General features: G+C 68.1%; 26 protein-coding genes, 1 tRNA gene and 1 pseudogene. 14 read left to right on the top strand and 14 right to left on the bottom strand.

All coding sequences use genetic code 11. The annotated features are described in order from the left end of the window. Window position 1 precedes the first annotated feature (1 nt). Both rdgB and rph read right to left on the bottom strand, forming a co-directional pair. A pseudogene (gene rdgB / locus EOW65_RS20125) lies at window positions 2-601 on the bottom strand (RdgB/HAM1 family non-canonical purine NTP pyrophosphatase); the annotation flags it as partial. Continuing rightward, window positions 598-1,311: a ribonuclease PH gene (gene rph / locus EOW65_RS11985; RefSeq protein ID WP_128149724.1), complete on the bottom strand. Its 714-nt coding sequence runs from the start codon at window positions 1,309-1,311 to the stop codon at window positions 598-600. The pseudogene rdgB and the gene rph, both read right to left, overlap by 4 nt. 124 nt (window positions 1,312-1,435) lie before the next feature. Here rph and hrcA point away from each other — a divergent pair, with 124 nt between their 5' ends. Next, window positions 1,436-2,497: a heat-inducible transcriptional repressor HrcA gene (hrcA, locus tag EOW65_RS11980; RefSeq protein ID WP_128149722.1), complete on the top strand. Its 1,062-nt coding sequence runs from the start codon at window positions 1,436-1,438 to the stop codon at window positions 2,495-2,497. 4 nt (window positions 2,498-2,501) lie between these two features. Next, entirely contained in the window at window positions 2,502-3,050 is a 549-nt protein-coding gene (locus tag EOW65_RS11975; protein ID WP_128149720.1) for a nucleotide exchange factor GrpE, read from the top strand. A 106-nt stretch (window positions 3,051-3,156) separates the two neighbouring features. On the opposite strand, the gene mutS is transcribed toward EOW65_RS11975, so the two are convergent. Next, window positions 3,157-5,802 (bottom strand): DNA mismatch repair protein MutS, encoded by a 2,646-nt coding sequence (mutS, locus tag EOW65_RS11970; protein ID WP_128149718.1) that lies wholly within the window; start codon window positions 5,800-5,802, stop codon window positions 3,157-3,159. Window positions 5,803-5,907: 105 nt separating this feature from the next. Here mutS and EOW65_RS11965 point away from each other — a divergent pair, with 105 nt between their 5' ends. Both EOW65_RS11965 and EOW65_RS11960 read left to right on the top strand, forming a co-directional pair. Beyond that, on the top strand, window positions 5,908-8,175 hold the full coding sequence (locus EOW65_RS11965) for an NADP-dependent malic enzyme (protein WP_128149716.1): 2,268 nt from the start codon (window positions 5,908-5,910) through the stop codon (window positions 8,173-8,175). A 69-nt stretch (window positions 8,176-8,244) separates the two neighbouring features. Beyond that, window positions 8,245-9,132, top strand: coding sequence for a ribokinase (locus tag EOW65_RS11960; protein ID WP_128149714.1), 888 nt, complete (start codon window positions 8,245-8,247; stop codon window positions 9,130-9,132). On the opposite strand, the gene phoB is transcribed toward EOW65_RS11960, so the two are convergent. The 11 genes from phoB to tsaD all read right to left on the bottom strand — a co-directional run bounded on the left by phoB (window position 9,117) and on the right by tsaD (window position 19,065). After that, window positions 9,117-9,809 carry a phosphate regulon transcriptional regulator PhoB gene (gene phoB / locus EOW65_RS11955; RefSeq protein ID WP_128149712.1) on the bottom strand — a complete coding sequence of 231 codons (693 nt, stop codon included), beginning with the start codon at window positions 9,807-9,809 and terminating at the stop codon, window positions 9,117-9,119. The genes EOW65_RS11960 and phoB overlap by 16 nt on opposite strands. A 3-nt stretch (window positions 9,810-9,812) precedes the next feature. Continuing rightward, entirely contained in the window at window positions 9,813-10,520 is a 708-nt protein-coding gene (gene phoU / locus EOW65_RS11950) for a phosphate signaling complex protein PhoU (RefSeq protein WP_128149710.1), read from the bottom strand. An 11-nt stretch (window positions 10,521-10,531) separates the two neighbouring features. Beyond that, a complete protein-coding gene (pstB, locus tag EOW65_RS11945) occupies window positions 10,532-11,329 on the bottom strand; it encodes a phosphate ABC transporter ATP-binding protein PstB (protein ID WP_121530916.1) in 798 nt (265 codons plus the stop codon). A gap of 12 nt (window positions 11,330-11,341) precedes the next feature. Next, window positions 11,342-12,688, bottom strand: a complete 1,347-nt coding sequence (gene pstA / locus EOW65_RS11940; RefSeq protein WP_128149708.1) for a phosphate ABC transporter permease PstA — start codon at window positions 12,686-12,688, stop codon at window positions 11,342-11,344. Next, a complete protein-coding gene (gene pstC / locus EOW65_RS11935) occupies window positions 12,685-14,145 on the bottom strand; it encodes a phosphate ABC transporter permease subunit PstC (RefSeq protein WP_128149706.1) in 1,461 nt (486 codons plus the stop codon). Before pstC ends, pstA begins: the two co-directional genes overlap by 4 nt. Window positions 14,146-14,209: 64 nt before the next feature. Further along, window positions 14,210-15,262 carry a substrate-binding domain-containing protein gene (locus tag EOW65_RS11930; protein WP_128149704.1) on the bottom strand — a complete coding sequence of 351 codons (1,053 nt, stop codon included), beginning with the start codon at window positions 15,260-15,262 and terminating at the stop codon, window positions 14,210-14,212. Window positions 15,263-15,385: 123 nt separating this feature from the next. Next, window positions 15,386-16,069, bottom strand: a complete 684-nt coding sequence (locus tag EOW65_RS11925) for a CbiX/SirB N-terminal domain-containing protein (RefSeq protein ID WP_128149702.1) — start codon at window positions 16,067-16,069, stop codon at window positions 15,386-15,388. A 258-nt stretch (window positions 16,070-16,327) separates the two neighbouring features. Then, window positions 16,328-16,747 (bottom strand): EVE domain-containing protein, encoded by a 420-nt coding sequence (locus tag EOW65_RS11920; protein ID WP_128149700.1) that lies wholly within the window; start codon window positions 16,745-16,747, stop codon window positions 16,328-16,330. Continuing rightward, window positions 16,747-17,016, bottom strand: coding sequence for a YciI family protein (locus EOW65_RS11915; protein WP_128149698.1), 270 nt, complete (start codon window positions 17,014-17,016; stop codon window positions 16,747-16,749). Before EOW65_RS11915 ends, EOW65_RS11920 begins: the two co-directional genes overlap by 1 nt. Window position 17,017: 1 nt before the next feature. Next, window positions 17,018-17,974: an NAD(P)H-dependent glycerol-3-phosphate dehydrogenase gene (locus tag EOW65_RS11910; protein WP_128149696.1), complete on the bottom strand. Its 957-nt coding sequence runs from the start codon at window positions 17,972-17,974 to the stop codon at window positions 17,018-17,020. Then, window positions 17,971-19,065, bottom strand: a complete 1,095-nt coding sequence (gene tsaD, locus EOW65_RS11905; RefSeq protein ID WP_128149694.1) for a tRNA (adenosine(37)-N6)-threonylcarbamoyltransferase complex transferase subunit TsaD — start codon at window positions 19,063-19,065, stop codon at window positions 17,971-17,973. Before tsaD ends, EOW65_RS11910 begins: the two co-directional genes overlap by 4 nt. A 72-nt stretch (window positions 19,066-19,137) precedes the next feature. On the opposite strand from tsaD, the gene EOW65_RS11900 reads away from it, so the two are divergent. The 10 genes from EOW65_RS11900 to EOW65_RS11855 all read left to right on the top strand — a co-directional run bounded on the left by EOW65_RS11900 (window position 19,138) and on the right by EOW65_RS11855 (window position 26,341). Further along, window positions 19,138-19,875: a uroporphyrinogen-III synthase gene (locus EOW65_RS11900; RefSeq protein ID WP_128149692.1), complete on the top strand. Its 738-nt coding sequence runs from the start codon at window positions 19,138-19,140 to the stop codon at window positions 19,873-19,875. Window positions 19,876-19,953: 78 nt separating this feature from the next. Continuing rightward, window positions 19,954-21,159 carry a COG4223 family protein gene (locus tag EOW65_RS11895; RefSeq protein WP_128149690.1) on the top strand — a complete coding sequence of 402 codons (1,206 nt, stop codon included), beginning with the start codon at window positions 19,954-19,956 and terminating at the stop codon, window positions 21,157-21,159. 10 nt (window positions 21,160-21,169) lie between these two features. Further along, a complete protein-coding gene (locus EOW65_RS11890; protein WP_128149688.1) occupies window positions 21,170-22,615 on the top strand; it encodes a heme biosynthesis protein HemY in 1,446 nt (481 codons plus the stop codon). 47 nt (window positions 22,616-22,662) lie between these two features. Then, window positions 22,663-22,738 (top strand) — tRNA-Thr (locus EOW65_RS11885). 266 nt (window positions 22,739-23,004) lie between these two features. After that, window positions 23,005-24,411 carry a F0F1 ATP synthase subunit beta gene (gene atpD / locus EOW65_RS11880; RefSeq protein ID WP_164880081.1) on the top strand — a complete coding sequence of 469 codons (1,407 nt, stop codon included), beginning with the start codon at window positions 23,005-23,007 and terminating at the stop codon, window positions 24,409-24,411. Then, window positions 24,408-24,854, top strand: a complete 447-nt coding sequence (locus EOW65_RS11875; RefSeq protein ID WP_128149684.1) for a F0F1 ATP synthase subunit epsilon — start codon at window positions 24,408-24,410, stop codon at window positions 24,852-24,854. The genes atpD and EOW65_RS11875 overlap by 4 nt, the downstream gene beginning before the upstream one ends. After that, window positions 24,851-25,132, top strand: a complete 282-nt coding sequence (locus EOW65_RS11870) for an AtpZ/AtpI family protein (RefSeq protein ID WP_128149682.1) — start codon at window positions 24,851-24,853, stop codon at window positions 25,130-25,132. The genes EOW65_RS11875 and EOW65_RS11870 overlap by 4 nt, the downstream gene beginning before the upstream one ends. After that, on the top strand, window positions 25,129-25,401 hold the full coding sequence (locus EOW65_RS11865; RefSeq protein WP_128149680.1) for an N-ATPase subunit AtpR: 273 nt from the start codon (window positions 25,129-25,131) through the stop codon (window positions 25,399-25,401). The genes EOW65_RS11870 and EOW65_RS11865 overlap by 4 nt, the downstream gene beginning before the upstream one ends. Further along, on the top strand, window positions 25,398-26,099 hold the full coding sequence (locus EOW65_RS11860) for a F0F1 ATP synthase subunit A (RefSeq protein WP_128149678.1): 702 nt from the start codon (window positions 25,398-25,400) through the stop codon (window positions 26,097-26,099). The genes EOW65_RS11865 and EOW65_RS11860 overlap by 4 nt, the downstream gene beginning before the upstream one ends. After that, window positions 26,096-26,341, top strand: coding sequence for a F0F1 ATP synthase subunit C (locus tag EOW65_RS11855; protein ID WP_113898359.1), 246 nt, complete (start codon window positions 26,096-26,098; stop codon window positions 26,339-26,341). The genes EOW65_RS11860 and EOW65_RS11855 overlap by 4 nt, the downstream gene beginning before the upstream one ends. Window position 26,342 lies beyond the last annotated feature (1 nt).

Here is a 26,342-nt window from a genome sequence, read left to right as displayed (position 1 = left end):
CGAAACATTGCACCAGCTTGCGGAAGGCATCCGCGCGGTGGCTGATCTGGTTCTTCTTCGCCGGGTCCATCTCGGCGAAGGTGATGTCATGGCCCTCGGGCTGGAACATCGGGTCATAGCCATGGCCATGCGCACCGCGCATCGGCCAGACAAGCTGGCCCTCGGCCTTGCCCTCGAAGACCTCGTCATGGCCATCTGGCCAGGCGAGCACGAGGGTCGAGCGGAAGCGTGCGGTGCGCGGCATCGGTGCGGCGATCTTCTCGCAGGCGTCCCAGGTGCGGGTCATCGCAAGGGTGAAGTCACGCCCGTTCGGGGTCTCGGCCCAATCGGCGGTATAGACACCGGGCGCGCCATCCAGCGCGTCCACCTCGATGCCGCTGTCGTCGGACAGCGCCGGCAGGCCGGTGGCCTTCGCCGCCGCATGTGCCTTGATCCGGGCATTGCCGACGAAGGTCGTCTCGGTTTCCTCGGGCTCGGGCAGGCCGAAATCGTCGTTCGACAGCACGGTGATGCCGAAGGGCGCGAGCAGCGCCCGCATCTCCTCCAGCTTGCCCTTGTTGTGGGTGGCGAACAGCAGCCTGTCGCCGGTGAATTTCCTCATGCCAGCGCCGCCTTCTGCGCCGCGACCAGCTGCGCCACGCCCGCCTCGGCCAGGTCGAGAAGCTTCGTCATCTCGTCGCGCGAGAAGGTCGCGCCCTCGGCCGACATCTGCACCTCGATCAGCTTGCCGGCGCCGGTCATGATGAAGTTGCCGTCGGTGCCCGCCTCGCTGTCCTCGGCATAATCGAGGTCGCACACCGGCTGGCCGGCATAGATGCCGCAGGAAATCGCCGCGACATGGTCAAGCAGCGGGTCCGAGGCGATCAGCCCCGATTTCAGCAGCTTGTTCACCGCAAGACGCAGCGCCACCCAGCCCCCGGTGATCGAGGCGCAGCGGGTGCCGCCATCGGCCTGGATCACGTCGCAGTCGACGACGATCTGGCGCTCGCCAAGGGCCGAGCGGTCGACGCCGGCGCGCAGGGCGCGGCCGATCAGGCGCTGGATCTCCTGCGTGCGGCTCGACTGCTTGCCGGCCGCTGCCTCGCGCCGGGTGCGCGAATTGGTGGCGCGCGGCAGCATGCCGTATTCCGCCGTCACCCAGCCCAGCCCGGTGCCCTTCAGGAAGGAGGGCGCACGATCCTCGATCGTCGCGGTGCACAGCACATGGGTGTCACCGACCTTGATCAGGCACGAGCCCTCGGCATGTTTCGTGATCCCGGTTTCGATTGAAATCGGGCGGCATTCACTTAGATTTCTGCCGGAGGGGCGCATGATCAGTCCTTTCGAAGAGTTTGCCTCATTTGAGGCCGCCCGCGCCATGATGCAACCCCGAAGCAGGGCGACGCCGGATTGACGGGCGTGGCAGGGCGGCTTTAATGCGGGGATGAGCCACGCCATGCACGACCAGACACAACTTCTGACGGAACTCAACGACCGCTCGCGCGAGGTTTTCCGACGGGTGGTCGAGGGCTATCTCGAAACCGGCGATCCGGTGGGGTCGCGCTCCCTGACCCGGCAGATGAGCGAAAAGCTCTCTGCCGCGACGATCCGCAACGTGATGCAGGATCTCGAATACATGGGGCTTCTGGGCAGCCCGCATGTCTCGGCCGGGCGGGTGCCGACACAACTCGGGCTGCGGATGTTCGTCGACGGTTTCATGGAGGTCGGCGAGGTTCACGTGACCGACCGGCAGGCGCTGGATGCGACGCTGGGCGCGAACGAGCCGGGGGTGGGCTCGCTCCTCGACCGCGTCGGAGCGGCGCTGTCGGGCATCACCCATGGCGCAAGCCTGGTTCTGGCGCCGAAGCACGAGGCGCCGATCCGCCACATCGAATTCGTCTCGCTCGGGCCGGACCGGGCGCTGGTGGTGCTCGTCTTCGCCGACGGGCAGGTCGAGAACCGCGTCTTCACCCCGCCGCCGGGGCAGACCCCCTCGTCGATGCGCGAGGCCGCGAATTTCCTCAATGCGCTGGCCGAGGGCCGCACGCTGAGCGAGCTGCGCGCCGACATCCGCGAAGAGATCGTCGCGCGCCGGCAGGAGCTCGATACGCTCGCCGCGGAACTGGTCGAAAGCGGGCTCGCGCAATGGGCCGATCAGGGCGCGCCCTACGAGCGGCTGATCGTGCGCGGGCGGTCGAACCTGCTCGACGGCGAGGAGGATCTCGACCGGATCCGCTCGCTCTTCGACGATCTCGAACGCAAGCGCGACATCGCCGAGTTCCTCGACCTGACCGAGGACGGCGACGGTGTGCGCATTTTTATCGGCTCGGAGAACAAGCTTTTCTCACTTTCGGGTTCCTCTCTGGTCGTCTCTCCCTATATGAACGCGGATCGGAAGATCATCGGTGCGGTCGGCGTGATCGGGCCCACGCGGCTGAATTACGGCCGGATCGTGCCGATTGTCGATTATACGGCGCAGCTGGTCGGGCGGGTTCTGTCCGGCCGCGGCAAGGGGTAGGACCATGACCGAGAAGAAAGACGAGATCCTCGAGGATCAGGAGCAGCTGAACGACCCGCTGGGCGGGGCGATGGCGGAAGGTTTCGACGAGATCGAGGCCCTGCGTGCCGAGCGAGACGAGTTCAAGGACCGCTTCATGCGCGCGCTGGCCGATGCCGAGAACGCCCGCAAGCGCGCCGATCGCGACCGTCGCGAGGCCGAGAACTATGGTGGTTCGAAGCTCGCGCGTGACATGCTGCCGGTGTTCGACGCGCTGAAGCGCGCGCTCGATGCGGCGGGCGAAGATGTGCGGGCCGCGGCGCCGGCGCTGATCGAGGGCGTGGAACTGACGCAGCGCGAGCTGCTGAACGTGTTCAAGCGCCACGGCATTCAGGCGATCATGCCGCAGGTCGGCGACAAGTTCGACCCGCAGCAGCACGAGGCGATGTTCGAGGCGCCGGTGCCGGGCACCAAGGCGGGCGACATCATTCAGGTGATGACCGAAGGTTTCCTGCTGCATGACCGGCTGCTGCGTCCGGCCAAGGTCGGTGTCAGCTCGATGCCGAAGAGCTGAGTCCCGGTGGGGACCCCGGGGGCTTTGCCCGTTCGGCGAAACGGCCTTCCATCGGAAGGCCGTTTTTTTCGCCTCACCCCCCAGGATATTTAAGGCAATTGGAAGATCAGGGCTTGAGCAGGGCCCGGAGGCCATAGAGAGCCTCCATCGCCTGTTTCGGCGTCATCTCGTCGGGGTTGATGTCGCGCAGCGCCGCCTCGATGGCCGCGCTTTCGGGGGCAGCGGGCACTGGCGCCGGATGCGCCGCGGCCGAGAACAGCGGCAGGTCGTCGATGACCATCTGCTTCTTGCCGCCGCCCTCGCGCTCACCCTGTTCCAGCGCCTCGAGCACGACACGGGCCCGCGCCACCACGCTTTCGGGCAGGCCTGCGAGCCGCGCCACCTGCACGCCATAGCTGCGATCGGCCGCGCCCTTCTTCACCTCGTGCAGGAAGATCACCTCGCCCTGCCATTCCTTGACCGAGACGGTGGCGTTCTCGACGCCGTCGAGCTTCGCGGAAAGCGCCGTCATCTCGTGGTAATGGGTGGCGAAGAGCGCGCGGCAGCGGTTCACCCCGTGCAGATGTTCCAGAACCGCCCAGGCGATCGACAGCCCGTCATAGGTCGCCGTGCCGCGCCCGATCTCGTCCAGGATCACAAGCGCGCGGTCGTCGGCCTGATTGAGGATCGCCGCGGTCTCGACCATCTCGACCATGAAGGTCGAGCGGCCGCGGGCAAGGTCATCGGCGGCACCGACGCGCGAGAACAGCTGGCTCACCAGCCCGATATGGGCGCGGCGCGCGGGCACGAAGCTGCCGGCCTGGGCCAGCAGTGCGATCAGCGCGTTTTGCCGCAGGAAGGTCGATTTGCCGGCCATGTTCGGGCCGGTCAGCAGCCAGATCGCCGGCGTCTCGCCCGAGGTCAGGGCGCAGTCGTTGGCGATGAAGGGCTCGCCCGAGCGTTTCAGAGAAGCCTCGACCACCGGATGGCGGCCGCCCTCGATCTCGAAGGCGCGGCTTGCGTCCACCGTGGGCTCGACCCAGTCCTCGCCCGCGGCCAGATCGGCGAAGGCGGTGGCCAGGTCGATCTCGGCAAGCGCCCGCGAGGCCTCTCCGATCGGGCCGGCATGATCGAGAATGGCCTGTTTCAGGCTGTCATAGAGCCGTTTTTCGATCTCGAGCGCGTGGTTGCCGGCGTTCAGGATCCGGGTTTCCAGCTCGCTCAGCTCGAGCGTGGTGAAGCGGACCTGGTTCGCCGTGGTCTGACGGTGGATGAAGCGCTCGTTCAAGGGCGCCGAGAGCATCTTCTCGGCATGGGTGGCGGTCGTCTCGATGAAATAGCCCAGCACGTTGTTGTGCTTGATCTTCAGCGAGGGGATGCCGCTTTCCTCGATGTATTGCGCCTGCATCCGGGCGATGACGCCGCGACCTTCGTCGCGCAGCTGGCGGGTCTGGTCGAGCTCGGCGTCATAGCCCGTCGCGATGAAGCCGCCGTCACGCGCCAGAAGCGGCGGCTCGGCGACGAGCGCTGCATCCAGAAGGGCGGCGAGGGCATCGTGGCCCACCAGCACCGCGGCCGCCTCGGCCAGAAGCGCCGGCGGCTCCACCGGGGCAAGGCTCTCGGCGATGCGTCCGGCCTGATCGAGCCCGTTGCGGATCGCCGCCATGTCGCGCGGACCGCCGCGGTCGAGCGAAAGCCGGCTCAGCGCGCGGTCCATGTCGGGGCAGCGCCGCAGATCGGCGCGCAGATCCTCCGAAAATCGACCCTGTTCCAGCAGGAAACGCACCGCATCATGGCGGGCGTGGATCTGGTTCAGATCGCGCGAGGGGGCCGAGATGCGGCGTTCCAGAAGTCGCGCGCCGGCGGCGGTCACGGTGCGGTCGATGGTGGTCAGCAGCGAGCCCTCGCGCCCGCCCGACAGCGCCTGCGTCAGTTCGAGGTTGCGCCGGGTGGCGGCGTCGATCTGCATCAGGCTGCCGGCCTCTTCGCGCAGCGGCCGGCGCAGCAGCGGCAGCTTGCCGCGCTGCGTCAGTTCCAGATAGTCGACGATCGCCCCCATGGCCGAGATCTCGGCGCGCGAGAAGCTGCCGAAGGCATCGAGGGAGCCCACCGAGAACAGGCCCAGCAACCGTCGCTCCGCCCCCTGGCTGTCGAAGCTTGCGCGCGCGAGCGGGGTCAGCGCCGCCTTCAGATCAGAGACGATCTCGGCGCAATCGGCCTCGCGCAGCTCGCTCACCAGCACCTCGCGCGGGGCAAGGCGGGCCAGTTCGGGCGCAAGCCGGGTCAATGGGCAGGGCATCACCCGGAACTCGCCGGTCGAGATGTCGACCCAGGCGAGCGCGCCCTCGCCGTGCATCTCGCTCCAGGCGGCCAGGAAGTTGTGGCGCCGCGCCTCGAGCAGGCTTTCCTCGGTCAGCGTGCCGGGAGTGACGAGGCGCACGACGTCGCGCTTCACCACCGATTTCGCGCCGCGCTTCTTCGCCTCGGCCGGGTCTTCCAGCTGCTCGGCGATGGCGACGCGGAAGCCCTTGCGGATGAGCGTCAGCAGATAGCCCTCGGCGGCGTGGATCGGCACGCCGCACATCGGGATGTCCTCGCCCAGATGCAGCCCGCGTTTCGTCAGCGCGATGTCGAGCGCAGCCGAGGCCGCGACGGCATCGTCGAAGAACATCTCGTAGAAATCACCCATCCGGTAGAACAGAAGCGCCCCCGGATTTACCGCCTTGATTGCGAGATATTGCGCCATCATCGGCGTGACTGTCGGCTCGGCCATGCGTTCCCCCGTTTGGCGCGACCCTACAAAAGGCGGAATCCGGGTGCAAATCCATTGAGACGTGTCAGAGGTGGCGTTATGAGAAGGCGCGACCGGAGGAGCACCATGTCAAGCAAGAACCGCATCACGCCTGAAGAGGCGCTGGCTTACCATCTCGACCCGACGCCCGGGAAATACGAGATCACGGCGTCGAAGCCGATGACGACGCAGCGCGATCTGAGTCTTGCCTACAGCCCCGGCGTCGCAGTTCCGGTCGAGGCGATCGCCGACCGGCCCGAGACCGCCTATGACTACACGGTCAAGGGCAACATGGTTGCGGTGATCTCGAACGGCACGGCGATCCTTGGCATGGGCAACCTTGGCGCGCTTGCCTCGAAGCCGGTGATGGAAGGCAAGGCGGTGCTGTTCAAGCGCTTTGCCGACGTCAACGCGATCGACATCGAGCTTGATACCGAGGACCCGGACGAGATCATCAAGGCGGTGAGCCTGATGGGTCCGACCTTCGGCGGCATCAACCTCGAGGACATCAAGGCGCCCGAGTGCTTCATCATCGAGCAGCGGCTGAAGGAGATCATGGACATCCCGGTGTTCCATGACGACCAGCACGGCACGGCGGTGATCTGCGCGGCCGGCCTGATCAACGCGCTCGAGCTGAGCGGCAAGAAGATCGAGGATTGCCGGATCGTGCTGAACGGCGCGGGGGCCGCCGGCATCGCCTGCCTCGAGCTGATCAAGGCCATGGGCGCACAGCATGACAATTGCATCATGTGCGACACCAAGGGCGTGATCTGGCAAGGCCGCACCGAGGGCATGAACCAGTGGAAATCGGCCCATGCGGCGAAGACCGACGCGCGGACGCTGGAAGAGGCGATGGTGGGTGCGGATGTCTTCCTCGGTGTCTCGGCCAAGGGCGCCGTGACGCCCGAGATGGTGGCGAAGATGGCCGACAATCCGGTGATCTTCGCGATGGCGAACCCCGATCCCGAGATCACCCCGGAAGAGGCCCATGGCGTGCGCCCCGATGCGATCGTGGCGACCGGCCGGTCGGATTATCCGAACCAGGTGAACAACGTCCTGGGCTTCCCCTATCTCTTCCGCGGCGCGCTCGACATCCATGCCCGCGCGATCAATGACGAGATGAAGATCGCCTGTGCCAAGGCGCTGGCCGAGCTGGCCCGCGAGGACGTGCCCGACGAGGTGGCGATCGCCTATGGCCGCAAGCTGACCTTCGGGCGCGACTACATCATCCCCACGCCCTTCGACCCGCGCCTGATCCACGTGATCCCGCCGGCGGTGGCCAAGGCGGGGATGGACACCGGCGTCGCGCGCCGGCCGATCATCGACATGGATGCCTATGTGCTGGGCCTGAAGACGCGGATGGACCCGACGGCGTCGATCCTGCAGGGCATTCAGGCGCGGGCGCGTCAGGCGCAGGCGACGATGATCTTCGCCGAGGGCGACGATCCGCGCGTGCTGCGCGCCGCGGTGGCCTATCAGCGCAACGGCATGGGCCGGGCGCTGGTCGTCGGCCGCGAGAACGACGTGCGCGAGAAGCTCGAAACGGCGGGGCTTGGCGATGCCTATCGCGAGCTGACCGTGGTGAATTCGGTCAACTCGAAGCACATCGACGCCTACAAGGACTTCCTCTATGCCCGGTTGCAGCGTCAGGGCGTCGATCGCGAGGATGCGCACAAGCTGGCGAACCGCGACCGCCATGTCTTCGCCGCGCTGATGCTGGCGCATGGTCATGGCGACGGCATGGTCACCGGCGCCACCCGCAAGTCGGGCCATGTGATGGAGCTGATCAACAAGGTCTTCGACGCGCGCCCCTCGGACGGGGCGGTGGGGATCACCGCGCTTCTGCACAAGGGGCGCGTGGTGCTGATCGGCGACACGCTGGTGCATGAATGGCCCGACGAGCATGACCTTGCCGATATCGCCACCTCGGGGGCGCAGGTCGCGCGGGCGCTCGGGCTCGAGCCGCGGGTGGCCTTCTGCTCCTTCTCGACCTTCGGCTATCCGGTGTCGGAACGGGCGACGAAGATGCATATCGCGCCGCAGGTTCTGGACGAGCGCGGGGTCGATTTCGAATATGATGGCGAAATGACCGTCGATGTCGCACTGAACATGGAGCAGATGAAGAACTATCCGTTCTGCCGTCTGACCGGGCCGGCGAACGTGCTGGTGGTGCCGGCACGGCATTCGGCCTCGATCTCGGTCAAGCTGATGCAGGAGATGGCCGGGGCGACGGTGATCGGCCCGATCCTGACCGGCGTCTCTGCGCCGATCCAGATCTGTTCGACGGTGTCGACGGTGAACGACATCCTGAACATGGCCTCGATCGCCGCCTGCAAGCTCGGCCAGCGGCGCTGACCCCGACCCCGGGGGCGTCGCGCCCCCGGACCCCCGCGAGGTATTTCGACCAAGAAGAAAGGCCGCCGCGTGACCGTCTACACCTTGGGCTCGATCAATGCCGATCATCTCTACCGGCTGCCGCATCTGCCGGCGCTGGGAGAGACGCTGGCGGCGCTGTCCTATTCCGTCGGTCTTGGCGGCAAGGGCGCGAACCAGTCGGTGGCGCTGGCCCGCGCCGGGGCCACGGTGCGCCATATCGGCGCGGTCGGGGCCGACGGGCTGTGGATGGTGGCGCGGATGACCGAGGCGGGCGTCGATTGCGCGGCGGTGTCCGAGGTCGAAGGCGCCTCGGGCCATGCGATCATCGCGGTCGATGCGGCGGGCGAGAACGCGATCTTGCTGCATCCCGGCGCAAACCGGCAGATCGACGCCGCGATGGTGCGCGCGGCGCTCACCGAAGCCCGCGCGGGCGACATGCTGATCTTGCAAAACGAGACTTCGGCTCAGGTCGAGGCGGCACGGATCGGGCAGGAACAGGGTCTGTTCGTTGTCTATTCCGCCGCGCCCTTCGAGGCGGAGGCGGTCGAGGCGGTGCTGCCTTACCTGTCGCTTCTGATCATGAACGAGGTCGAGGCGGCACAGCTTTGCTCGGCGCTGTCGCTGACCTTCGAGGCGCTGGAGGTGCCGCATGTGGTGGTGACCCGCGGCGCGCGCGGGGCCGAGTGGCATGACCGGGCGGGGGCGGTGGTGCACCGCGCGCCGGCCTTTGCCGTGACGCCGGTCGACACCACCGCGGCGGGGGACACTTTTGCGGGCTATCTGGTCGCGGGGTTGGCTGAGGGGCTCGGCCCCGAGGCCGCGATGCGGCTCGCCTCGGGCGCTGCGGCGCTGAAGGTGACACGGGCGGGAACGGCCGATGCCATCCCCGCCCGCGATGAGGTCACGCGCTTTCTGGCCGCTCAGCCGAGCGAATAGCCGGTGCCGCGCACGGTGCGCACCGGATCCGCCCCGCCATTCGCCATCAGCGCCTTGCGCAGCCGTCCGACATGGACGTCGATGGTGCGGGTGTCGACGTAGATGTCGCGCCCCCAGACCCGGTCGAGCAGCTGATCACGGGTCCAGACCCGGCCGGGCTTTTCCATCAGGGTCGAGAGCAGCCGGAATTCGGTCGGGCCGAGTTTCAGCGGCGCGCCGTCGCGGAAGACGCGGTGCTCGGCGGCGTCGAGGATGATGTCCTCGAACTGCAGCCGCTCGCCCATCGTCGCCGGGCGGGTGCGGCGCAGCTGAGTGCGCAGCCGCGCCATCAGCTCAACGACCGAATAGGGTTTCACCACGTAATCATCGGCGCCGGTCTCGAGGCCGCGCACGCGGTCGGCCTCTTCCGAGCGGGCCGAAAGCATGATGATCGGGATCGAACGGGTCTCGGGGCTGGCTTTCACGCGCCGGCAGATCTCGATTCCCGAGACATTGGGCAGCATCCAGTCGAGCACGATCAGGTCGGGCTTTTCCTCCCGAACCATCAGCAGCGCCTCGTCGCCATTCACTGCCATGGCGACGCGGAATCCCTCGGCCTCGAGGTTGTATTGCAGAACCTCACGCTGGGCCGATTCATCCTCGACCACCAGCACACAGGGCTGTTGGGCGGGGCTCATGCGTCAGTCCTCCACCTTGTCCAGCGTCACGCTGTCCGACTTCGGCCGGTCCTCATCGGGCATCTCGCCGGTGACGAGATAGATCACCTGCTCGGCGATGCCGGTGGCAAGATCCCCCATCCGCTCGATGTTCTTGGCGATGAAATGCAGGTGCATGCAGGCGGTGATGTTGCGCGGATCTTCCAGCATGTAGGTCAGGAATTCGCGAAACAGCGCATTGTACATCTGGTCGACTTCGATATCGCGCGAGCGGACATCGGCGGCCAGCTTTTCATCGCGCTGGATATAGCTGTCGATGGCATCCTTCAGCATGCCTTCGACCGCCTGCGCCATGCGCCGGATCGCGCCGGCCGAGCCGCTGATCGTCGGCATCTGCGACAGCACCTGAGTGCGCTTGGCGATGTTCTTGGAATAATCGCCGACGCGTTCAAGGCTGCCCGAGATCTTGATCACCGAGAGCGCGACACGCAGGTCCGAGGCGGCCGGCGAGCGCAGCGCGATCAGACGCGCGGCCTCTTCGTTGATCTGCTCTTCGAGCTTGTCCACCGCCTTGTCGCGGCCGCGGACAGTCTCGGCAAGTTCCTCGTCGCGGGTTTCGAGGGCCTGAGCGGCGTCGAGAAGCTGTGCTTCGACAAGGCCGCCCATCTTCACGACCATCGCCTGAACGGCCTCGAGGTCGCGGTCGAAAGAGGAAACGATATGCTGGCTCATGTGTCTCTCCGTCAGCCGATCCGGCCGGTGATGTAGCTCTCGGTGCGGGGATCCTTCGGGTTGGTGAAGATCTGCCCGGTCTCGCCGTATTCGACGAGATTGCCGAGGTGGAAGAAGGCGGTGCGCTGGCTGACGCGCGCGGCCTGCTGCATCGAGTGGGTGACGATCACCACCGAAAAATTCTCGCGCAGCTCGTCGATCAGCTCCTCGACCTGCGCGGTGGCGATCGGGTCGAGGGCCGAGCAGGGCTCGTCCATCAGCAGCACTTCGGGCGAGGTTGCGACGGCGCGGGCGATGCACAGGCGCTGTTGCTGACCACCCGACAGGCCGGTGCCCGGCGCGTCGAGACGGTCCTTGACCTCGTTCCACAGCGCCGCCTTGCGCAGCGAGCTTTCGACGACCGCGTCGAGCTCGGCCTTGTTCTTGACGAGGCCGTGGATCTTCGGGCCGTAGGCGACGTTGTCATAGATGGATTTCGGGAAGGGGTTCGGTTTCTGGAACACCATCCCCACCCGGGCACGCAGCTGCACCGGGTCGACCTTCTTGTCATAGATGTCCTCGCCGTCGAGCAGGATCTCGCCCTCGACCCGGCAGATGTCGATGGTGTCGTTCATCCGGTTCAGGCAGCGCAGGAAGGTCGACTTGCCGCAGCCCGACGGCCCGATGAAGGCGGTGACCGTCTTGTCGAGGATGTCGATGTGCACATCCTTGATCGCGTGCGAGGCGCCATAATAGACCTGCACGTCATGTGCGGCGATCTTGATGTCCTTGGTCTCCACGGCTCTCTCCGTCAGTCGCATGTCGTTCATGGTGGTCACTCCTCACCAGCGCCGCTCGAACTTGCGGCGCAGAACGACCGCGAGCGAGTTCATCACGAGAAGGAAGACGAGCAGCACGATGATCGCCCCCGAGGCACGCTCGGTAAAGGCGGGATCGGCCCGCTGCGTCCAGCTGTAGATCTGCACCGGAATGGCCGAGGCAGGGTCGAAAAAGCCCTCGGGCGGGGCGGCGGGATAGTCGCGCACGAAGGCCACCATGCCGATCAGCAGAAGCGGTGCGGTCTCGCCGAGTGCCTGGGCAAGGCCGATGATCGCGCCGGTCAGGATGCCCGGCATGGCAAGCGGCAGCACGTGGTGGAAGATCGTCTGCGTCTTCGAGGCGCCGACGCCAAGGGCGGCGTCCTTGATCGAGGGCGGCACCGATTTCAGCGCGGCGCGGGCCGGGATGATGATCCGCGGCAGCGTCATCAGCGTCAGCACCAGACCGCCGACCACCGAGGAGGACTGCGGCAGGCCGCCGAAGTTGATGAAGGCGGCGAGGCCGAGGATGCCGAAGACGATCGAGGGCACAGCGGCGAGGTTGGCGATGTTCACCTCGATCAGGTCGGTGAAGCGGTTCTTCGGCGCGAATTCCTCGAGATAGATCGAGGCGGCGACGCCAATGGGCAGCGACAGCACCAGCACGATCAGCATCATGTAGGCCGAGCCGAGGATCGCGACACCAAGGCCCGCGGCCTCCGGGCGCAGTTCCGAGGCGTCGGGGCTGAAGATGAAGCCCGGGTTGAACTTCAGCGCCAACAGACCGGCGTCGCGCATTGCCTGGGCAAGCTCGAGCTGCACCGGCGAGACGTTGCTGTCGAGCTTGGCGCTCTCCATCGTCACGCGGCCCTTGAAGAAGCCGTCGATGCGGCCGTTCGCCAGCGCGTCGAAGCTGACGGTGGTGCCGATCAGATCAGGATTGGCCAGCACCAGATTGCGCAGCTGCGCCGGCGCTTCCTTCGAGATCATGCCGCCGACGTCCTTCGGTTTCATCCCGGCGGGAAGCAGCGCCTTTTCGGTCAGCTCGGCGGTCAGCGCGTCCTGCAGCAGCTTGCCATAGGCGATGGTCGTCACCTTGGCGATCGCGGCGGGGTCGCGGGTGCCCTCCTTGTCGAGCACGGCGGCATCAAGCGGCACCTGCATCGTCAGCACGCTCTGGCGGAAGGCGCCAAGGCCCGAGCCGAGCACCGAGCTGAGCAGCACGACGAGCGCGAGCAGGCCGAAACCGACCGCGGCGACGCCATACAGGCGGAAGCGCTTCTCGGCGGCATTGCGGCGCTTGGTGCGGGGATCGATGGCGTAAAGCGAGGGGCGGGCCTTCGCGGGCATGTTCGTGGCCTCGGCGGTCATTCGTATTGCTCCCGGTATTTGCGCACGATGACGAGCGCCAGGATGTTGAGCCCGAGCGTGAAGACGAAAAGCGTCAGGCCGAGCGCGAAGGAGACGAGGGTTTCGGGGCTGGCGAATTCGGTGTCGCCGGTCAGCTGGCTGACGATCTTCACGGTAACGGTGGTCATTGCCTCGAACGGGTTGAGCGACATCTTCGCCGCGGCGCCCGCGCCAAGCACCACGATCATCGTCTCGCCGATCGCGCGCGAGGCGGCCAGAAGGATCGCGCCGACGATGCCGGGAAGCGCGGCGGGCAGGATCACCTGTCGCACGGTCTCCGACTGCGTCGCGCCAAGGCCGTAGGAGCCGTCGCGCAGCGACTGCGGCACGGCGTTGATGATGTCGTCCGACAGCGACGAGACGAAGGGGATCAGCATGATGCCCATGACGAGGCCCGCGGTCATCACCGAGCTCGACGAGGTGCCGAGGCCGAGCGGCTGGGCGAACCAGTCGCGCAGCACCGGGCCCACGGTGATCAGGGCGAAGAGGCCGTAGACGATGGTCGGGATGCCGGCGAGCACTTCGAGCAGCGGCTTGGTCATCGCGCGCACCTTCTTGCTGGCATATTCGGCCAGGAAGATCGCGGCGAAGATACCCACCGGCACCGCGACGACCAGCGCGATCACCGAGATGTAGAGCGTCCCCCAGATCAGCGGCCAGATGCCGAGATCGGAGCCACCACCGAATTTCGGGTTCCAGGTGGTGCTCAGGAAGAACTTGCTGGCCGGATAGAGCCGGAAGAAGTGGATCGTCTCGAACACCAGCGACAGCACGATGCCGACGGTGGTCAGGATCGCGACGAGCGAGGCGGCGATCAGCAGCACCCGCACGAAGCCTTCGGAGACGTTGCGGGCGCGGAACTCGGGGCGGATGCGCGAGAGCGCATAGCCAAAGCCCGCGAGCGCCAGCGCCAGCACCGCGACGGTCAGCGCCAGATGGCCGCTGTGCGACAGATCGCGATAGGCCTTGGCGGCCTCGAACACGCCGGGCTTCACATTGGTGCCGACAGCGACGCCGACCTCGGCTAGACGGCTGCGCACGTCGGCCAGATCGGCGCGCATCGCGGCGATGTCGGTTTCGCCCAGTTTGCCCCGGGCGAGGATCAGGTCGATGCCCTCGGCGATGCGACGCACGTCGGTCATCACCAGGCTGGCCGAGCTGCCGTCGGGAATGTCGGTGGCCGAGATCATCGAGGTCACGCGGGTCTCGATCAGCAGCGGCTGCACCAGAAGCCACAGCAGCATCAGCAGAAGGGCGGGAACGGCAGTGAAAAGAAAGACGGTCTGGCCGTAATAGCCGGGAAGGGAATGCAGGCGCCGGATGTCACCCCCGGCCTTCGACAGTGCAAGCTGCCGACCGATGAGGAAGCCGGCGGCAGCAAGGGCGATCACGATCAGGGTAAGAAGGCCGATGCTCATGGGAAATTCCAGCTGAGAAGGGAAAGGTGGCGCCCGAAGGCGCCACCGAAGGTCTTGCGGAGGATCAGTTCAGCGGACCCATCGCGACGTCGTTCTTCACCATCTCCTGGGTCTTGGCCAGTTCCGGATCGGGAACCAGACCATAGGCCGCCAGCGGGCCGTTCGGGCCGGCCATGTCGTCCGAGACGAAGAAGTCGATGTATTCCTGCAGGCCCGGGACCACGCCGATATGCGCCTTCTTCACGTAGAAGTAGAGCGGACGCGAGACCGGGTAGTCGCCCTTGGCGATGGTCTCGACCGACGGCATCACGCCGTCCATCGTGGCGACGCGCAGCTTGTCGGTGTTGTTCTGGTAGAACGACAGGCCGAAGACGCCGATGGCGTTCTTGTTCGCGTCGATGCGCGACAGGGTTTCGGTGTAGTCGCCGTCGATGTCGACCGACACGCCGTCGGTGCGCAGCGTGTTGCACTGGGCGACAGCGGCCTTTTCCTTCGCCTTGTCGTCGCCTTCGGCGGCGGCGAGGAACAGGTCATAGGCGCCGGTGGCCTTGCAGCCGGCCTCGATCACCTTGGTGTCGAAGACTTCGCGGGTGCCGTGCTTGGTGCCCGGGATGAACATCAGGATGTCCTGCGCCGGGAAGTCGGCCTTGACGTCGGCCCAGGTCTTGGCGGTGTTGGCGACGACCTTGCCGTCCTTCGCCACGTTCGCACCGATCGCGCCGTAGATGTCGGCCGGGGTGAAGGCGAATTCGGCGCCGTTGATGTCGCTGGCGAAGACGATGCCGTCATAGCCGAAGCGGACTTCCATGATCTCGTTGACGCCGTTCGCCTTGCAGGTGTCGATGTCCGACTGCTTGATGCGGCTCGACGAGTTGGCGATGTCGATGGTGTTTTCGCCAACGCCTTCGCACAGCTTCTTGCGGCCGGCGCCCGAACCACCCGATTCCACGACCGGGGTCGGGAAGCTGAAGTTCTCGCCGAAGGCTTCGGCAACGATGGTCGCGTAGGGCAGCACGGTCGAGGAACCGGCCGACTGGATCTGGTCACGGGCGAGGGCACCCGAGGCCGAGGCAGCCACGATGGCCACGGCCGAGACGGTGAGTTTCACGGACTTCATGGAACACTCCTGATGAGTTCACTTGCGGGGCCGGTCGCGGCCTCGGGCTTCTCCTAGGGTCTGCCCGTGACGCTTATGCAAAACATATGTGACAGTTGCGTGACAAAGCCTGTCAGGCAAGTCTCATCGTGTCAGGGAACGGGCGATCAGCGCCGCTGCCTCGGGGTGTTCGCCGATCGCGGGCAGAAGCGGGCCGGTGAAGCCCGCGGCGGCCAGAGCCTCGGGAATGTCCTCGGCGACATGGCCGGCACGCTGGGCGAAGAAGGGCAGGCACAGGCCGGAAAGGCTTTCGGCCGCGACATCGGCCAGAAAGGGGGCCTCCTCGATGAAGGCGGTCCGGATGCGCCAGAAGCGGGTGAGGGGACGCAACCGCCGCGCCATCGCCTGCGCCGTATCCTTCGAGCGCCGCGCCACCTGCGAGCCATGCGCCACCAGGATCAGATCGGCACTTTCAGGCTCGATGCCTGCGCTTTTTGACGCTTCGGTGACAGTTTTCGCAATCAGGCCCGGCAGCTCCGGCTCGGTGCCGAAGGGCGGCAGGATCCGCGACGTCACCCCGGCGCGCGTCAGCCGGCGCGGCAGCTCGCGCCGGGTGAACCAGCCCTCGGCCATGAAGAACGGATAGATCTCGGGCGCGTCAAATCCGCTCAGCGCCGCCTCGAGCGCGCCCGGCAGCGCCAGCGTCGCGCCGCGGATCTGATGCGCTGGGCACAGCGCCTGCACCTGCGCGGCAATCGCCTTCAGCCCGGCATCAAGCGGGGCCGGGTCGGAGGGAGAACCATGAGAGACGAGGACGATCTGACGCATGACGGGCAAGCTAGCAGGCGGCGGCGAAACGGCAACGGGTGGGGTGTTCCCGGGGGCCGGTCCAGCAGGATTGAATCAAATTGAAACTGTTACATCGTTGAGGCGAATCGCCCGTCGACCTAACCCGGGCAGGACCGGCTGACAGGGCCGGTGGTCCGGACCGGGCCGGCAGGAGCAGACCTCCGGCCCGGGGCTTTCGCGGGCACATGCGGGGTGAAGGAAGGGCCGGCAGCCCCGGCCTTCACTTCGCGGCCGCACTCAGGGCTCGATGCCGCCGAGCGCGCAGACGATCCGCCATTCCTCCTCGGTCACCGGCTGCACCGAGAGCCGCATCGAGGTGACGAGCGACATCTCGGTCAGCCGCGGGTCGGCCTTCACCTCGGCCAGCGTCACCGGCCGGGCAAGTGGCTTCACCGCGCGGATGTCGACGCAGTCCCACCGCGGGTCCTCGGTGGTGCTGTCGTGATGCGCCTCGGCGCAGACCTCGGCGATGCCGACGATCTCCTTGCCGATGTTGGAATGGTAGAAGAAGCCGCGATCGCCGACCTTCATCTCCCGCATGTTGTTGCGGGCAAGGTAGTTGCGCACCCCGTCCCATTCCTCGCCGGCTGCGCCCTTCGCCACCAGCATCTCCCAGGAGAACTTGTTCGGCTCGGACTTGAACAGCCAGTATGCCATCAGCCGACGACCTTCTTCCATTCGGTGATCGAGACGCTGTCGAACAGGCCCGCCTTCGCATAGGGGTCGTTCGCCGCCCAGTCCTGCGCCGCAGCCAGGCTGTCGGCGTTCAGGATCACCAGCGAGCCGACCATCTGGCCGTCCTCGAGGAAGGGGCCGGCGACGAAGACGATGCCGGTTTCCTCGATATAGGCGAGGTGGGCGGCGCGATTGTCGAGGCGGGTCTGCAAGGCGCCGGGCTTGTCGCGGCAGATCACGGCATAGGGCATTTCATTCCTCCTTCAGGGGGCGGGACAGCAACGCCTGCGCGGCGTCGGAAACGGTGATGCGGTGTTCGCTCAGCGCCGCGACCATGGTCGCGATCGGCATCTCGACACCGCGCTTTTGGGCCAGAACAGAGACGGCTTTCGCGGTGGCGACGCCCTCGACGGTGGTGGTCGGGTCGAACTCTTCGCCGGCGCCAAGCGCCTGACCGAAGCGGAAGTTGCGCGACTGCGCCGAGGTGCAGGTGAGCACCAGATCGCCAAAGCCGGAAAGACCCGCCAGCGTCTCGGCCCGCGCGCCAAGGCGCAGCGCCAGCCGGCTCATCTCGGCAAAGCCGCGGGTCATCAGCGCGGCGCGGGCGGAATCGCCAAGCCCCGCGCCGATCACCACGCCGGCGGCAATGGCGATCACGTTCTTCAGCGCTCCGCCCAGTTCCGCGCCAAGCGGATCGGTGCTGCGGTAGAGCCGCAGAGTCGGGGTCGACAGCCGGGCCTGCAGTGCCTCGCAGTCCTCGGTGCAGGCAAGGGTGAGGGCCGTGGGCAGGCCGCGGGCAATGTCGGCGGCAAAGCTCGGCCCGGTCAGGATCGCGGCCGTCGCATCGGGGCAGGCGGCCGCGATCAGCCCGGTCGGGCCCCGGCCCGTCGTCAGGTCGATCCCCTTCGAGCAGGCGACGAGGGTCTTGCCGGCAAGGCGCGCGGCATGGGCCGTCAGAAAGCCGCCCATCTGCTGCATGGGCATTGCCAGAAGCAGCACCGGCGCCTGCGTCGCCGCCTCGATTTCCGCCGTGACAGAGACGTTTTCGGGCAGTTCGGCCATCGGCAGGCGGCGGTCATTGCGCCGGCTGGCCTGCATCTCGGCGACATGGGCGGCGTCGCGGGCCCAAAGCGTGACCGGGCCGTTCTGCGCCAGCGTCACCGCCAGCGCCGTGCCGAAAGCCCCCGCGCCCAGCACCGCAACCGTCATGCCTTCGCCCCCTTCTTGCCCGAGCCGAGCATCGCCGGGGCGGAACGGTCAAGCGGCCAGCGCGGCCGGGCCGACAGGTCCATCCCGTCCTGCGCGCCGGTCTCGAACCGCGCGATCCCGGCATAGGCGATCATCGCCGCGTTGTCGGTGCACAGCTTCAGGGGCGGCGCGGCGAAGGTTGCACCGACTTCGGCCGCCACCTGCTCGAGCCGCGCGCGGATGGTCGCATTCGCCGCCACCCCGCCCGCCACGGCAAAGGCCGGGTGTTCGGGGGCATGCGCCAGATACTCGCGCAGCGCGCGGCGCGATTTTTCCGCCAGCACATCGGTCACCGCGGCCTGGAATCCGGCGCACAGGTCGCGTCGCGCCTGCCGGCGCAGACCGCCGTGTTCGGCCACCTCGGCATCGCGGGCACGCAGAAGGGCGGTCTTCAGCCCGGAAAACGACATGTCGCAGCCTGGCCGGTCCAGCAGCGGACGCGGGAAGTGGACGGCCTTCGGATCGCCGCTCATCGCCTCGGCCTCGACCGCCGGGCCGCCCGGCTGCGGCAGGCCCAGAAGCTTTGCCGTCTTGTCGAAGGCCTCGCCCGGGGCGTCGTCGATCGTGCCGCCAAGGCGGGTGAACTCTTCGGGCCCGTGTGCGATCAGGAACTGGCAATGCCCGCCCGAGACGAGGAGCAGCAGATAGGGGAAGGCGAGCCCCTCGGTCAGCTGCGGCGTCAGCGCATGGCCCGCAAGATGGTTCACGCCGACGAGCGGCAGACCAGCGCCGGCGGCGATGCCCTTCGCGCACATCACCCCCGACATCACCCCGCCAATCAGCCCGGGCCCGGCCGTCACCGCCACCCCATCGAGATCGGCGAGCGTCACGCCGGCCTCGGCCAGCGCCTCCTCGACGCAGAGGTCGAGCTTCTCGGCATGGGCGCGGGCGGCGATCTCGGGCACCACGCCGCCATAGGGGGCGTGCAGCGCCGTCTGACCGGCGACGACCGAGGCGAGGATGCGCGGCCCGGTCTCTTCCATCCGCACCACGGCGGCGGCGGTGTCGTCGCAGCTCGACTCAAGTCCGAGGAAGGTGAGGGTGCGGGTCATGGCGCCTCGGTTGCACGGTGCTTTCTTCGCAGGTAACACCGGGGCACAGACCCTGCAATCCCGGGACGTGCCGTGACCGAGGCCAATTCCCCCCGCCCGCCCCTGCTGCTGACCCGCCCCCGCGCGGGATCGGAGCGGTTCGCGGCGCTGTTCCGCGCCCGCTTCGGGGCGGACTGGCCGGTGCTGATCTCGCCCTTGACCGAGACCCGCCCGACCGGGGCCGAGCTGCCCGCGGCCGAGGCGCTGATCTTCACCTCGGAGCAGGCGGTGGCGCCGGTCATTGCGGCCGGCCCCGCGGCGGGGCGGCGGGCCTATTGCGTCGGCGCGCGCACGGCCGGGGTGGCGCGGGCGGCGGGGTTCGAGGCGGTCGCGGGGCCGGGCGAGGCGCGGGGCCTTGCCGCATTGATCCTTGCGCAGCACCGCGGCGGGCGCTTGCTGCATGCGCGCGGCCGCGAGGTGGTGGCGCCGCTGGCCGACTGGCTGAATTCCGCCGGAACAGAGACGATCGAGGCGGTGGTCTACGCGCAGGAGGCGCTGCCGCTGTCCGAGGCCGCGCGCGATCTGCTGGCCCGGGCGCCGGTGGTTCTGGCCCCGGTGTTCTCGCCGCGCAGCGGACGCCTTCTGGCACAGGCGGTTTCTGGGGCGCGGGCGGCGCTGTGGCTGGCACCGATCTCTGCCGCGGCGGCCGAGGGTTGTGCCGGGATCGCCGCGCGGATCGAGGTTGCGCCGACCCCGGATGCCGCGGGGGTGCTGAGCGCGCTTGCGCGGCTTCTTGGCGCGGAGACGGCCGGGGCGGACAAGGCGGGTTGAGCCATGCCGACCGGGCCACTAGACTGCCGCTGACAAACGTTGGCCGCGCATCGTCGCGCCGGGACTGGAGGAGCTGCCGTGGCACATACCGAACACGAGAAATCCGAAACGGCCGAGGCCAACGTGGCACAGGACACCCCCGAGACGGTGGCGCCCGTCGAAGAGGCCGAGGTCGTCGAGGCGACGGTGGAAGAGCCCGCCACGCCCGCTGCGAGCGCGGCGAAATCCGAGCCCGCGCCTGTGGCACCGGCACCGCGCCGGGGCGGCTTCGTGCCGCTGTTCCTCGGCGGTGTGATCGCCGCGGCGCTGGGCGCCGGCGCGACGGTCTGGGCGCTGCCGAACCTGCCGCCGCAGCTTGCCGCGATGATCCCGATGGGGACCGACCGCACCGCCGCGCTCGAGGCCGAGATCGCTGCCTCGAATGCCAAGCTCGACACCCTGACGGCCGAGTTGAAGGCGCTGAAATCTGCCACCCCGCCGCCGCCTGACCTGTCGGGCGTGCAGGCAGCGCTGGACGAGACGGGTTCGGCCACGCGTGCGGCGCAGGAGACGCTGACCGCGCTCGAGGCGCGGGTGACGGCGCTGGAAAACCGCCCCGCGGCGCCCGTTGCGGGGAGCAGTGCGCCGGTCGATCTGAGCGGGATCCAGGCGCAGATCGACACGTTGCGTGCCGAAATGGCGACGGGTGGTCCGGCCGAGGCGGCTGCACGCGCGCAGATCGCGGCGGCGGTGGCCGAGGCACAGGCACAGATCGGCGCCGCGCGCGACGAGGCTGGCAAGCTGAGCGCCGGGGCCGAGGCTGCGGCGCAGCGCGCGGTGGCACAGGCCGCCGTCGCCCGCGTGGCTGCGGCCTTCGAAAGCGGCGCGCCGATGGCGCCGTCGCTCGCTGATGCGCAGGCCGCCGGCCTGACCGTTCCGGCTGTTCTTACGGGCGATGTGCCGACGCTTTCGGCGCTGCAGACCGCCTTCCCCGAGGCGGCGCGGGCGGGGCTTGCCGCCGCGCGCAAGGCGGCGCCGGGGCAGACGCTGGGCGCGCGGTTCAAGTCCTTCTTCATGGCGCAGACCGGGGCGCGGTCACTGGAACCGAAGACGGGCGAGGATGCCGATGCGGTGCTGTCGCGGGCGCAGGCGGCAGTCAATGCCGGCGATCTGGTCACCGCGATGACCGAGATTTCGGCGCTGCCGCAGGCGGGGCAGGCGGTGATGACCGGCTGGCTCACGCAGGCGCAAAAGCGGCTCGATGCGGCCCGTGCGGTGAGTGATCTCGCGAAGTCGGTGAAGTGAGGAGGGGGCGATGATCAGATCCTTCGTGAAAGTCGCGCTCTTCCTCGTTCTGGTGGCGGCCGTCGCCCTTGGCGCTGCGCATCTCTCCGACAGCGGCGAGGGCGTGCGGGTGATCGTGCTGGGCACCGAATACAGCTTCGGCCCGCTGCAGGCGGCGATCGGGCTTGTGGTGGTGCTGGCGGTGCTGTGGCTGGTGATGAAGCTGGTGGGCCTTCTGGTCGCCTTCCTGCGCTTCCTGAACGGCGACGAGACCGCGGTCAGCCGCTATTTCGACCGCAACCGCGAGCGCAAGGGCTATCGCGCGCTGGCCGAGGGGATGCTGGCCGTCGCCTCGGGCGAGGGGCGGCTTGCGCTGACCAAGGCGACAAAGGCGCAGCGGCTGCTGCAGCGGCCCGAACTGACGAACCTTCTGGCGGCGCAGGCGGCCGAAGTGGCGGGCGACCGGGTGAAGGCCACCCGCGCCTACAAGAAGCTGCTCGAGGATGACCGCACCCGCTTCGTCGGCATTCGCGGGCTGATGCGGCAGAAGCTGGCCGAGGGCGACACCGAGACGGCGCTGAAGCTCGCGCAGAAGGCCTATGCGCTGAAGCCTGCGCATGAAGAGGTGCAGGACACGCTGCTGAAGCTGCAGGCGGAAAAGGGCGACTGGAAGGGCGCGCGCGAGGTGCTGAGCGCGAAACGCGCGCAGGGCCAGCTGCCGAAGGATGTGCACCGCCGCCGCGACGCGGTGATGGCGCTGCAGGAGGCGAAGGGTGTTCTTGAAGAAGGCGCGACCGTCGAGGCCCGCGAGGCGGCGATTGCGGCGAACAGGGAATCGCCCGACCTGATCCCCGCCGCGGTGATGGCCGCGCGCGCCTATATCGAGGCCGGCAGCCCGAAGAACGCCGCGCGGGTGCTGCAAAAGGCCTGGGAGGCGCAGCCGCATCCGGACCTTGCCGCGGCCTATGCCGAGATCGCCCCCGACGAGACGCCGGCCGACCGGCTGCGCCGCTTCGAGAAGCTGTTGTCCCTGCGCCCCGACCACGAGGAAACGCGGCTTCTGCGCGCCGAGTTGCTGATCGCGGCCGAGGATTTCCCGGCGGCGCGGCGCGCGCTGGGTGATCTGGTCACGACCCATCCGACCGCGCGCGTGCTGACCATCATGGCGGCGATCGAGCGCGGCGAGGGCGCCGAGGATGCCGTCGTGCGCGGCTGGCTGACCCGGGCGCTGACCGCGCCGCGCGGGCCGCAATGGTGCTGCGACAAGTGCCAGAACATCCAGGCGGAATGGACGCCGATCTGCGACAATTGCGGCGGTTTCGACACGCTGAGCTGGCGCGAGCCGGCGCAGGCCGAGATGCCGCTGCCGCATGGCGCCGAGATGCTGCCGGTGATCGTCGGCAAACCGCAGGTGCGGCCCGGCGACATTCCCGATGCCGATCCGGCGCAGGCTTCTGGCGCGAAAGACGAAAATTAGGGCTACACATCGGCGCGCGGGCATGCTAGGTGCGCGCCACCCACCGTGCCGGTGTAGCTCAGCTGGTAGAGCACGTCATTCGTAATGATGGGGTCGGGGGTTCGAGTCCCTTCACCGGCACCACCATCCTTCCCGGGATGGTGGTTTTTTCTTGCCCGATCCCCTTGACGATCTGCCGCCCTGGCATCGGAAGCATGCGCCCATGCCCAGGGTGCGGGATGCAATGTCCCCGGCATCGTGATGTGCATCCGCGGATTTTCATCGTAAGATCAAGCGAATCACATTTTCCTGCGGTTGATTGCGGTCGGGCGCGGGGTCGACAAAAGGGAACCGACGATGGCGGGCATTTCCCCTTTCTTGCGAGATCTCCGGCCGGCGCGGGGCTGGCGATGAGTCAGGCGGTGGTCACGGCGGTGCGCGGCCCGGTGCTCGACCTGCGGGTCGAAGGCGAGCTGCCCGCAATCAATGACATCCTCGAGATCCCCGGTCCTGCCGGCACGGTGGTGGCCGAGGTGCAGGCCCATCTCGACGCCGAGCACGTGCGGGCGATCGCGCTGCAATCGACGCAGGGCGTGGCGCGGGGGGGCACGGCGCGGATCCCCGGCGGGCCGCTGTCGGTGCCGGTGGGCGAGGCGGTGCTCGGCCGGTTGCTGAACGTGCTCGGCGCCACCGGCGACAACGGCCCGGCGCTGCCCGCGGACGCGCCGCGCGCCCCCATTCACCGCGCCGCGCCGCCGCTTGCCGCGCAAAGCGCGCAGACCAAGGTGTTCTCGACAGGCATCAAGGTGCTCGATCTGCTGGCGCCGCTCGCGCAGGGCGGCAAGTCGGCGATGTTCGGCGGCGCGGGGGTGGGCAAGACCGTGCTGGTGATGGAGCTGATCCGCGCCATGGTCTCGGGCTATGACGGGATCTCGGTCTTCGCCGGCGTCGGCGAGCGGTCGCGCGAGGGGCACGAGATGCTGAACGAGATGCGCGATTCCGGCGTGCTCGATCAGACCGTGCTGGTCTATGGCCAGATGAACGAGCCGCCGGGCGCACGCTGGCGGGTGCCGCTGACCGCGCTGTCGATCGCCGAGCATTTCCGCGATGTCGAGGCGAAGAACGTCCTGCTGCTGATGGACAATGTCTTCCGCTTCGTTCAGGCGGGCTCGGAAGTGTCGGGGCTTCTGGGCCGGATGCCCTCGCGCGTGGGCTATCAACCGACGCTCGAGACCGAGGTGGCCGATCTGCAGGAACGCATCGCCTCGGTCGGGCAGGCCTCGGTCACCGCGATCGAGGCGGTCTATGTGCCGGCCGACGATTTCACCGATCCGGCCGTGGCCGCGATCTCGGCCCATGTCGACAGCACCGTGGTGCTGTCGCGCGCACTGGCCTCGGAAGGGATCTATCCGGCGATCGACCCGATCTCGACCACCTCGGTGCTGCTCGATCCGGGGGTGGTGGGGGTCGAACACGCCAGCGTTGCCGGCCGGCTGCGCGAGGTGATCGAGCATTATCAGGAGCTGCGCGACGTCATCGCGCTTCTGGGCGTCGAGGAGCTGGGCCGCGAGGAGCGCCTGCTGGTCGGCCGGGCGCGGCGGCTGCAACGCTTCCTGACCCAGCCGTTCTTCGTCGCTTCCGCCTATACCGGGATGGAGGGGCGCTCGGTGCCGATCGCCGAGACGGTGAAGGGCTGCAAGGCGATCCTTGACGGCGACTGCGACGACTGGGACGAGGGCTCGCTCTACATGATCGGCACGCTCGACGAGGCGCGCGCGCGCGAGGAAGCGCGCCGCGCCAAGGGGAAGGCCGCATGAGCGGGCTGCACCTCACCGTGACCACGCCGCTTGCCGTGGTGCTGGACGAGGGCGAGGTTGCCTCGATCCGGGCCGAGGACGAGAGCGGGGGGTTCGGCCTGATGCCCGGGCACGCCGATCTGCTGACCGTGCTGCGCCCCTCGGTGCTGCACTGGCGGCGGGCGGAGGGCAGCTGGCATCACGTCGCGCTGCGCGGCGGGGTGATGCGGGTCGCGGGCGATGCCGTGCGGGTTGCCTGCCGCGAGGCGGTGGCGGGCGACGATCTCGACCGGCTTGAGGCGCTGGTGGTCGAACAGGCCGCTGCGCAGGAAGATGCCGCCCGGCGCGCGCGCGGTGAACAGCTGCGCCTGCACACCGCGGCGATCCGCAACCTGATGCGCAAGCTGGGCCCCGGTGGCGGGCCCGAGCCCGAGTTCGACGAGATCGGGGAGGCGTTCCGATGACGGAGGATGCCGCCGATCCGAAACTGCGCCATGCCGTCGAGGAGGCGCGCAGCCGGCTCGAGGCCGGCCAGAAGGACCCAGAACCGCCGCTCGCGCGCCGTTTCGGCCAGATCGGCGTGCTCGGCTGGGTGATCGTCGGGCCGACGCTGGCGGGGCTGGCGCTTGGCCATTGGGTCGACGGGGGGCTGAACTCCGGCATCACGGTGAGCGCGGCGCTGACCATGCTGGGCGCGGGGCTTGGTCTTTATCTCGCTTTCAGATGGATGCATCAGCAATGAGCCAGAGCACGCAGATCCTTCTTTCGCTTGCGGCACTCGGGCTTGGCACCGGCGCGGGCTGGCTGCATTTTCGCACGCTGCGCGCGGTGTCGGACCGGCTTCTGGCGGGCGATCTGACCGCCGTGGCGCTGCAGGTCGGCCGCTTTGCGGTGCTCGGCCTCTTCCTCTTCCTGTGCGCCTGGGCGGGCGCGGCGCCGCTTGTCACCGGGGCGGCGGGGGTGCTGATCGGGCGGCGCGTCGCGCTGAAACGGATGGAGGCCGCGGCATGATCCAGTCACCGCTGTCGGGCGATATCCTGTTCTCGATCGGCCCGCTCGGCATCGACAAGGCGGTGGTCACCACCTGGGTGCTGATCGGCGCGCTCGGCTTCGGATCCTGGACGGTGACGCGGCGGCTGACCCTGCGCCCGGGCAAGGTGCAAGCGGTGGTCGAGCTGGTGGTCACCACGCTTGATGCGCAGATCCGCGCCACCATCGCGGGTGAGCCCGCGCGCTTCCGCCCGCTGATCGGCACGTTGCTGCTCTACATCCTGACAGCGAACTGGTCCTCGCTGATCCCCGGGGTCGAGCCGCCAACGGCGCGGCTGGAAACCGATGCGGCGCTCGCCCTGATCGTTTTCGTCGCCACCATCGGCTACGGTATCCGCGCGCAGGGGCTGGGTGGCTATCTCGCCAGTTTCGCGCGGCCAAGCTGGGTGATGATCCCGCTCAATCTGGTCGAGCAGGTGACGCGCAACTTCTCGCTGATGGTGCGCCTCTTCGGCAATGTGATGAGCGGGGTCTTCGTCATCGGCATCGTGCTGACGCTCGCGGGCCTGCTGGTGCCGATCCCGCTGATGGCGCTCGATCTGCTGACCGGCGCCGTGCAGGCCTACATCTTTGCCATCCTCGCCCTTGTCTTCATCGGCTCTGCCGTCGAGGGCGAAGGCGACAAGAATCCTCCCCGAAAACAGGAGAAAGACGCATGAACTGGGTCGAAATCGTCAGCATTCTTGGCGCTGCGCTTGCCGTGTCCTTCGGCGCGATCGGGCCGGCACTGGGCGAGGGCCGCGCCGTCGCCGCCGCGATGGAAGCGATCGCGCGTCAGCCCGAGGCGGCGGGGACGATCTCGCGCACGCTCTTCGTCGGCCTCGCGATGATCGAGACGATGGCGATCTATTGCCTCGTCATCGCGCTGCTTCTGCTCTTCGCCAACCCCTTCGTTCACTGAC

Origin of the sequence: Paenirhodobacter ferrireducens (assembly GCF_004022265.1) — a bacterium.
Taxonomy (GTDB): domain Bacteria; phylum Pseudomonadota; class Alphaproteobacteria; order Rhodobacterales; family Rhodobacteraceae; genus Rhodobacter; species Rhodobacter ferrireducens.
Note: the sequence above shows the minus strand (reverse complement) of the source record. Positions and strands in the feature narration are given on the sequence as shown.

What these genes read in the sequence shown, in the direction of transcription:
- EOW65_RS11920 (WP_128149700.1), bottom strand. Translation starts at nt 16,747, where the DNA reads ATGGCATACTGGCTGTTCAAGTCCGAGCCGAACAAGTTCTCCTGGGAG.
- EOW65_RS11975 (WP_128149720.1), top strand. Translation starts at nt 2,502, where the DNA reads ATGACCGAGAAGAAAGACGAGATCCTCGAGGATCAGGAGCAGCTGAAC.
- EOW65_RS11860 (WP_128149678.1), top strand. Translation starts at nt 25,398, where the DNA reads ATGATCCAGTCACCGCTGTCGGGCGATATCCTGTTCTCGATCGGCCCG.
- atpD (WP_164880081.1), top strand. Translation starts at nt 23,005, where the DNA reads ATGAGTCAGGCGGTGGTCACGGCGGTGCGCGGCCCGGTGCTCGACCTG.
- EOW65_RS11965 (WP_128149716.1), top strand. Translation starts at nt 5,908, where the DNA reads ATGTCAAGCAAGAACCGCATCACGCCTGAAGAGGCGCTGGCTTACCAT.
- pstB (WP_121530916.1), bottom strand. Translation starts at nt 11,329, where the DNA reads ATGAACGACATGCGACTGACGGAGAGAGCCGTGGAGACCAAGGACATC.
- hrcA (WP_128149722.1), top strand. Translation starts at nt 1,436, where the DNA reads ATGCACGACCAGACACAACTTCTGACGGAACTCAACGACCGCTCGCGC.
- EOW65_RS11915 (WP_128149698.1), bottom strand. Translation starts at nt 17,016, where the DNA reads ATGCCCTATGCCGTGATCTGCCGCGACAAGCCCGGCGCCTTGCAGACC.
- EOW65_RS11855 (WP_113898359.1), top strand. Translation starts at nt 26,096, where the DNA reads ATGAACTGGGTCGAAATCGTCAGCATTCTTGGCGCTGCGCTTGCCGTG.
- EOW65_RS11890 (WP_128149688.1), top strand. Translation starts at nt 21,170, where the DNA reads ATGATCAGATCCTTCGTGAAAGTCGCGCTCTTCCTCGTTCTGGTGGCG.
- pstA (WP_128149708.1), bottom strand. Translation starts at nt 12,688, where the DNA reads ATGACCGCCGAGGCCACGAACATGCCCGCGAAGGCCCGCCCCTCGCTT.
- EOW65_RS11875 (WP_128149684.1), top strand. Translation starts at nt 24,408, where the DNA reads ATGAGCGGGCTGCACCTCACCGTGACCACGCCGCTTGCCGTGGTGCTG.
- EOW65_RS11865 (WP_128149680.1), top strand. Translation starts at nt 25,129, where the DNA reads ATGAGCCAGAGCACGCAGATCCTTCTTTCGCTTGCGGCACTCGGGCTT.
- phoB (WP_128149712.1), bottom strand. Translation starts at nt 9,809, where the DNA reads ATGAGCCCCGCCCAACAGCCCTGTGTGCTGGTGGTCGAGGATGAATCG.
- tsaD (WP_128149694.1), bottom strand. Translation starts at nt 19,065, where the DNA reads ATGACCCGCACCCTCACCTTCCTCGGACTTGAGTCGAGCTGCGACGAC.
- EOW65_RS11870 (WP_128149682.1), top strand. Translation starts at nt 24,851, where the DNA reads ATGACGGAGGATGCCGCCGATCCGAAACTGCGCCATGCCGTCGAGGAG.
- rph (WP_128149724.1), bottom strand. Translation starts at nt 1,311, where the DNA reads ATGCGCCCCTCCGGCAGAAATCTAAGTGAATGCCGCCCGATTTCAATC.
- EOW65_RS11910 (WP_128149696.1), bottom strand. Translation starts at nt 17,974, where the DNA reads ATGACGGTTGCGGTGCTGGGCGCGGGGGCTTTCGGCACGGCGCTGGCG.
- phoU (WP_128149710.1), bottom strand. Translation starts at nt 10,520, where the DNA reads ATGAGCCAGCATATCGTTTCCTCTTTCGACCGCGACCTCGAGGCCGTT.
- EOW65_RS11930 (WP_128149704.1), bottom strand. Translation starts at nt 15,262, where the DNA reads ATGAAGTCCGTGAAACTCACCGTCTCGGCCGTGGCCATCGTGGCTGCC.
- mutS (WP_128149718.1), bottom strand. Translation starts at nt 5,802, where the DNA reads ATGGCCGAGCCGACAGTCACGCCGATGATGGCGCAATATCTCGCAATC.
- pstC (WP_128149706.1), bottom strand. Translation starts at nt 14,145, where the DNA reads ATGAGCATCGGCCTTCTTACCCTGATCGTGATCGCCCTTGCTGCCGCC.
- EOW65_RS11925 (WP_128149702.1), bottom strand. Translation starts at nt 16,069, where the DNA reads ATGCGTCAGATCGTCCTCGTCTCTCATGGTTCTCCCTCCGACCCGGCC.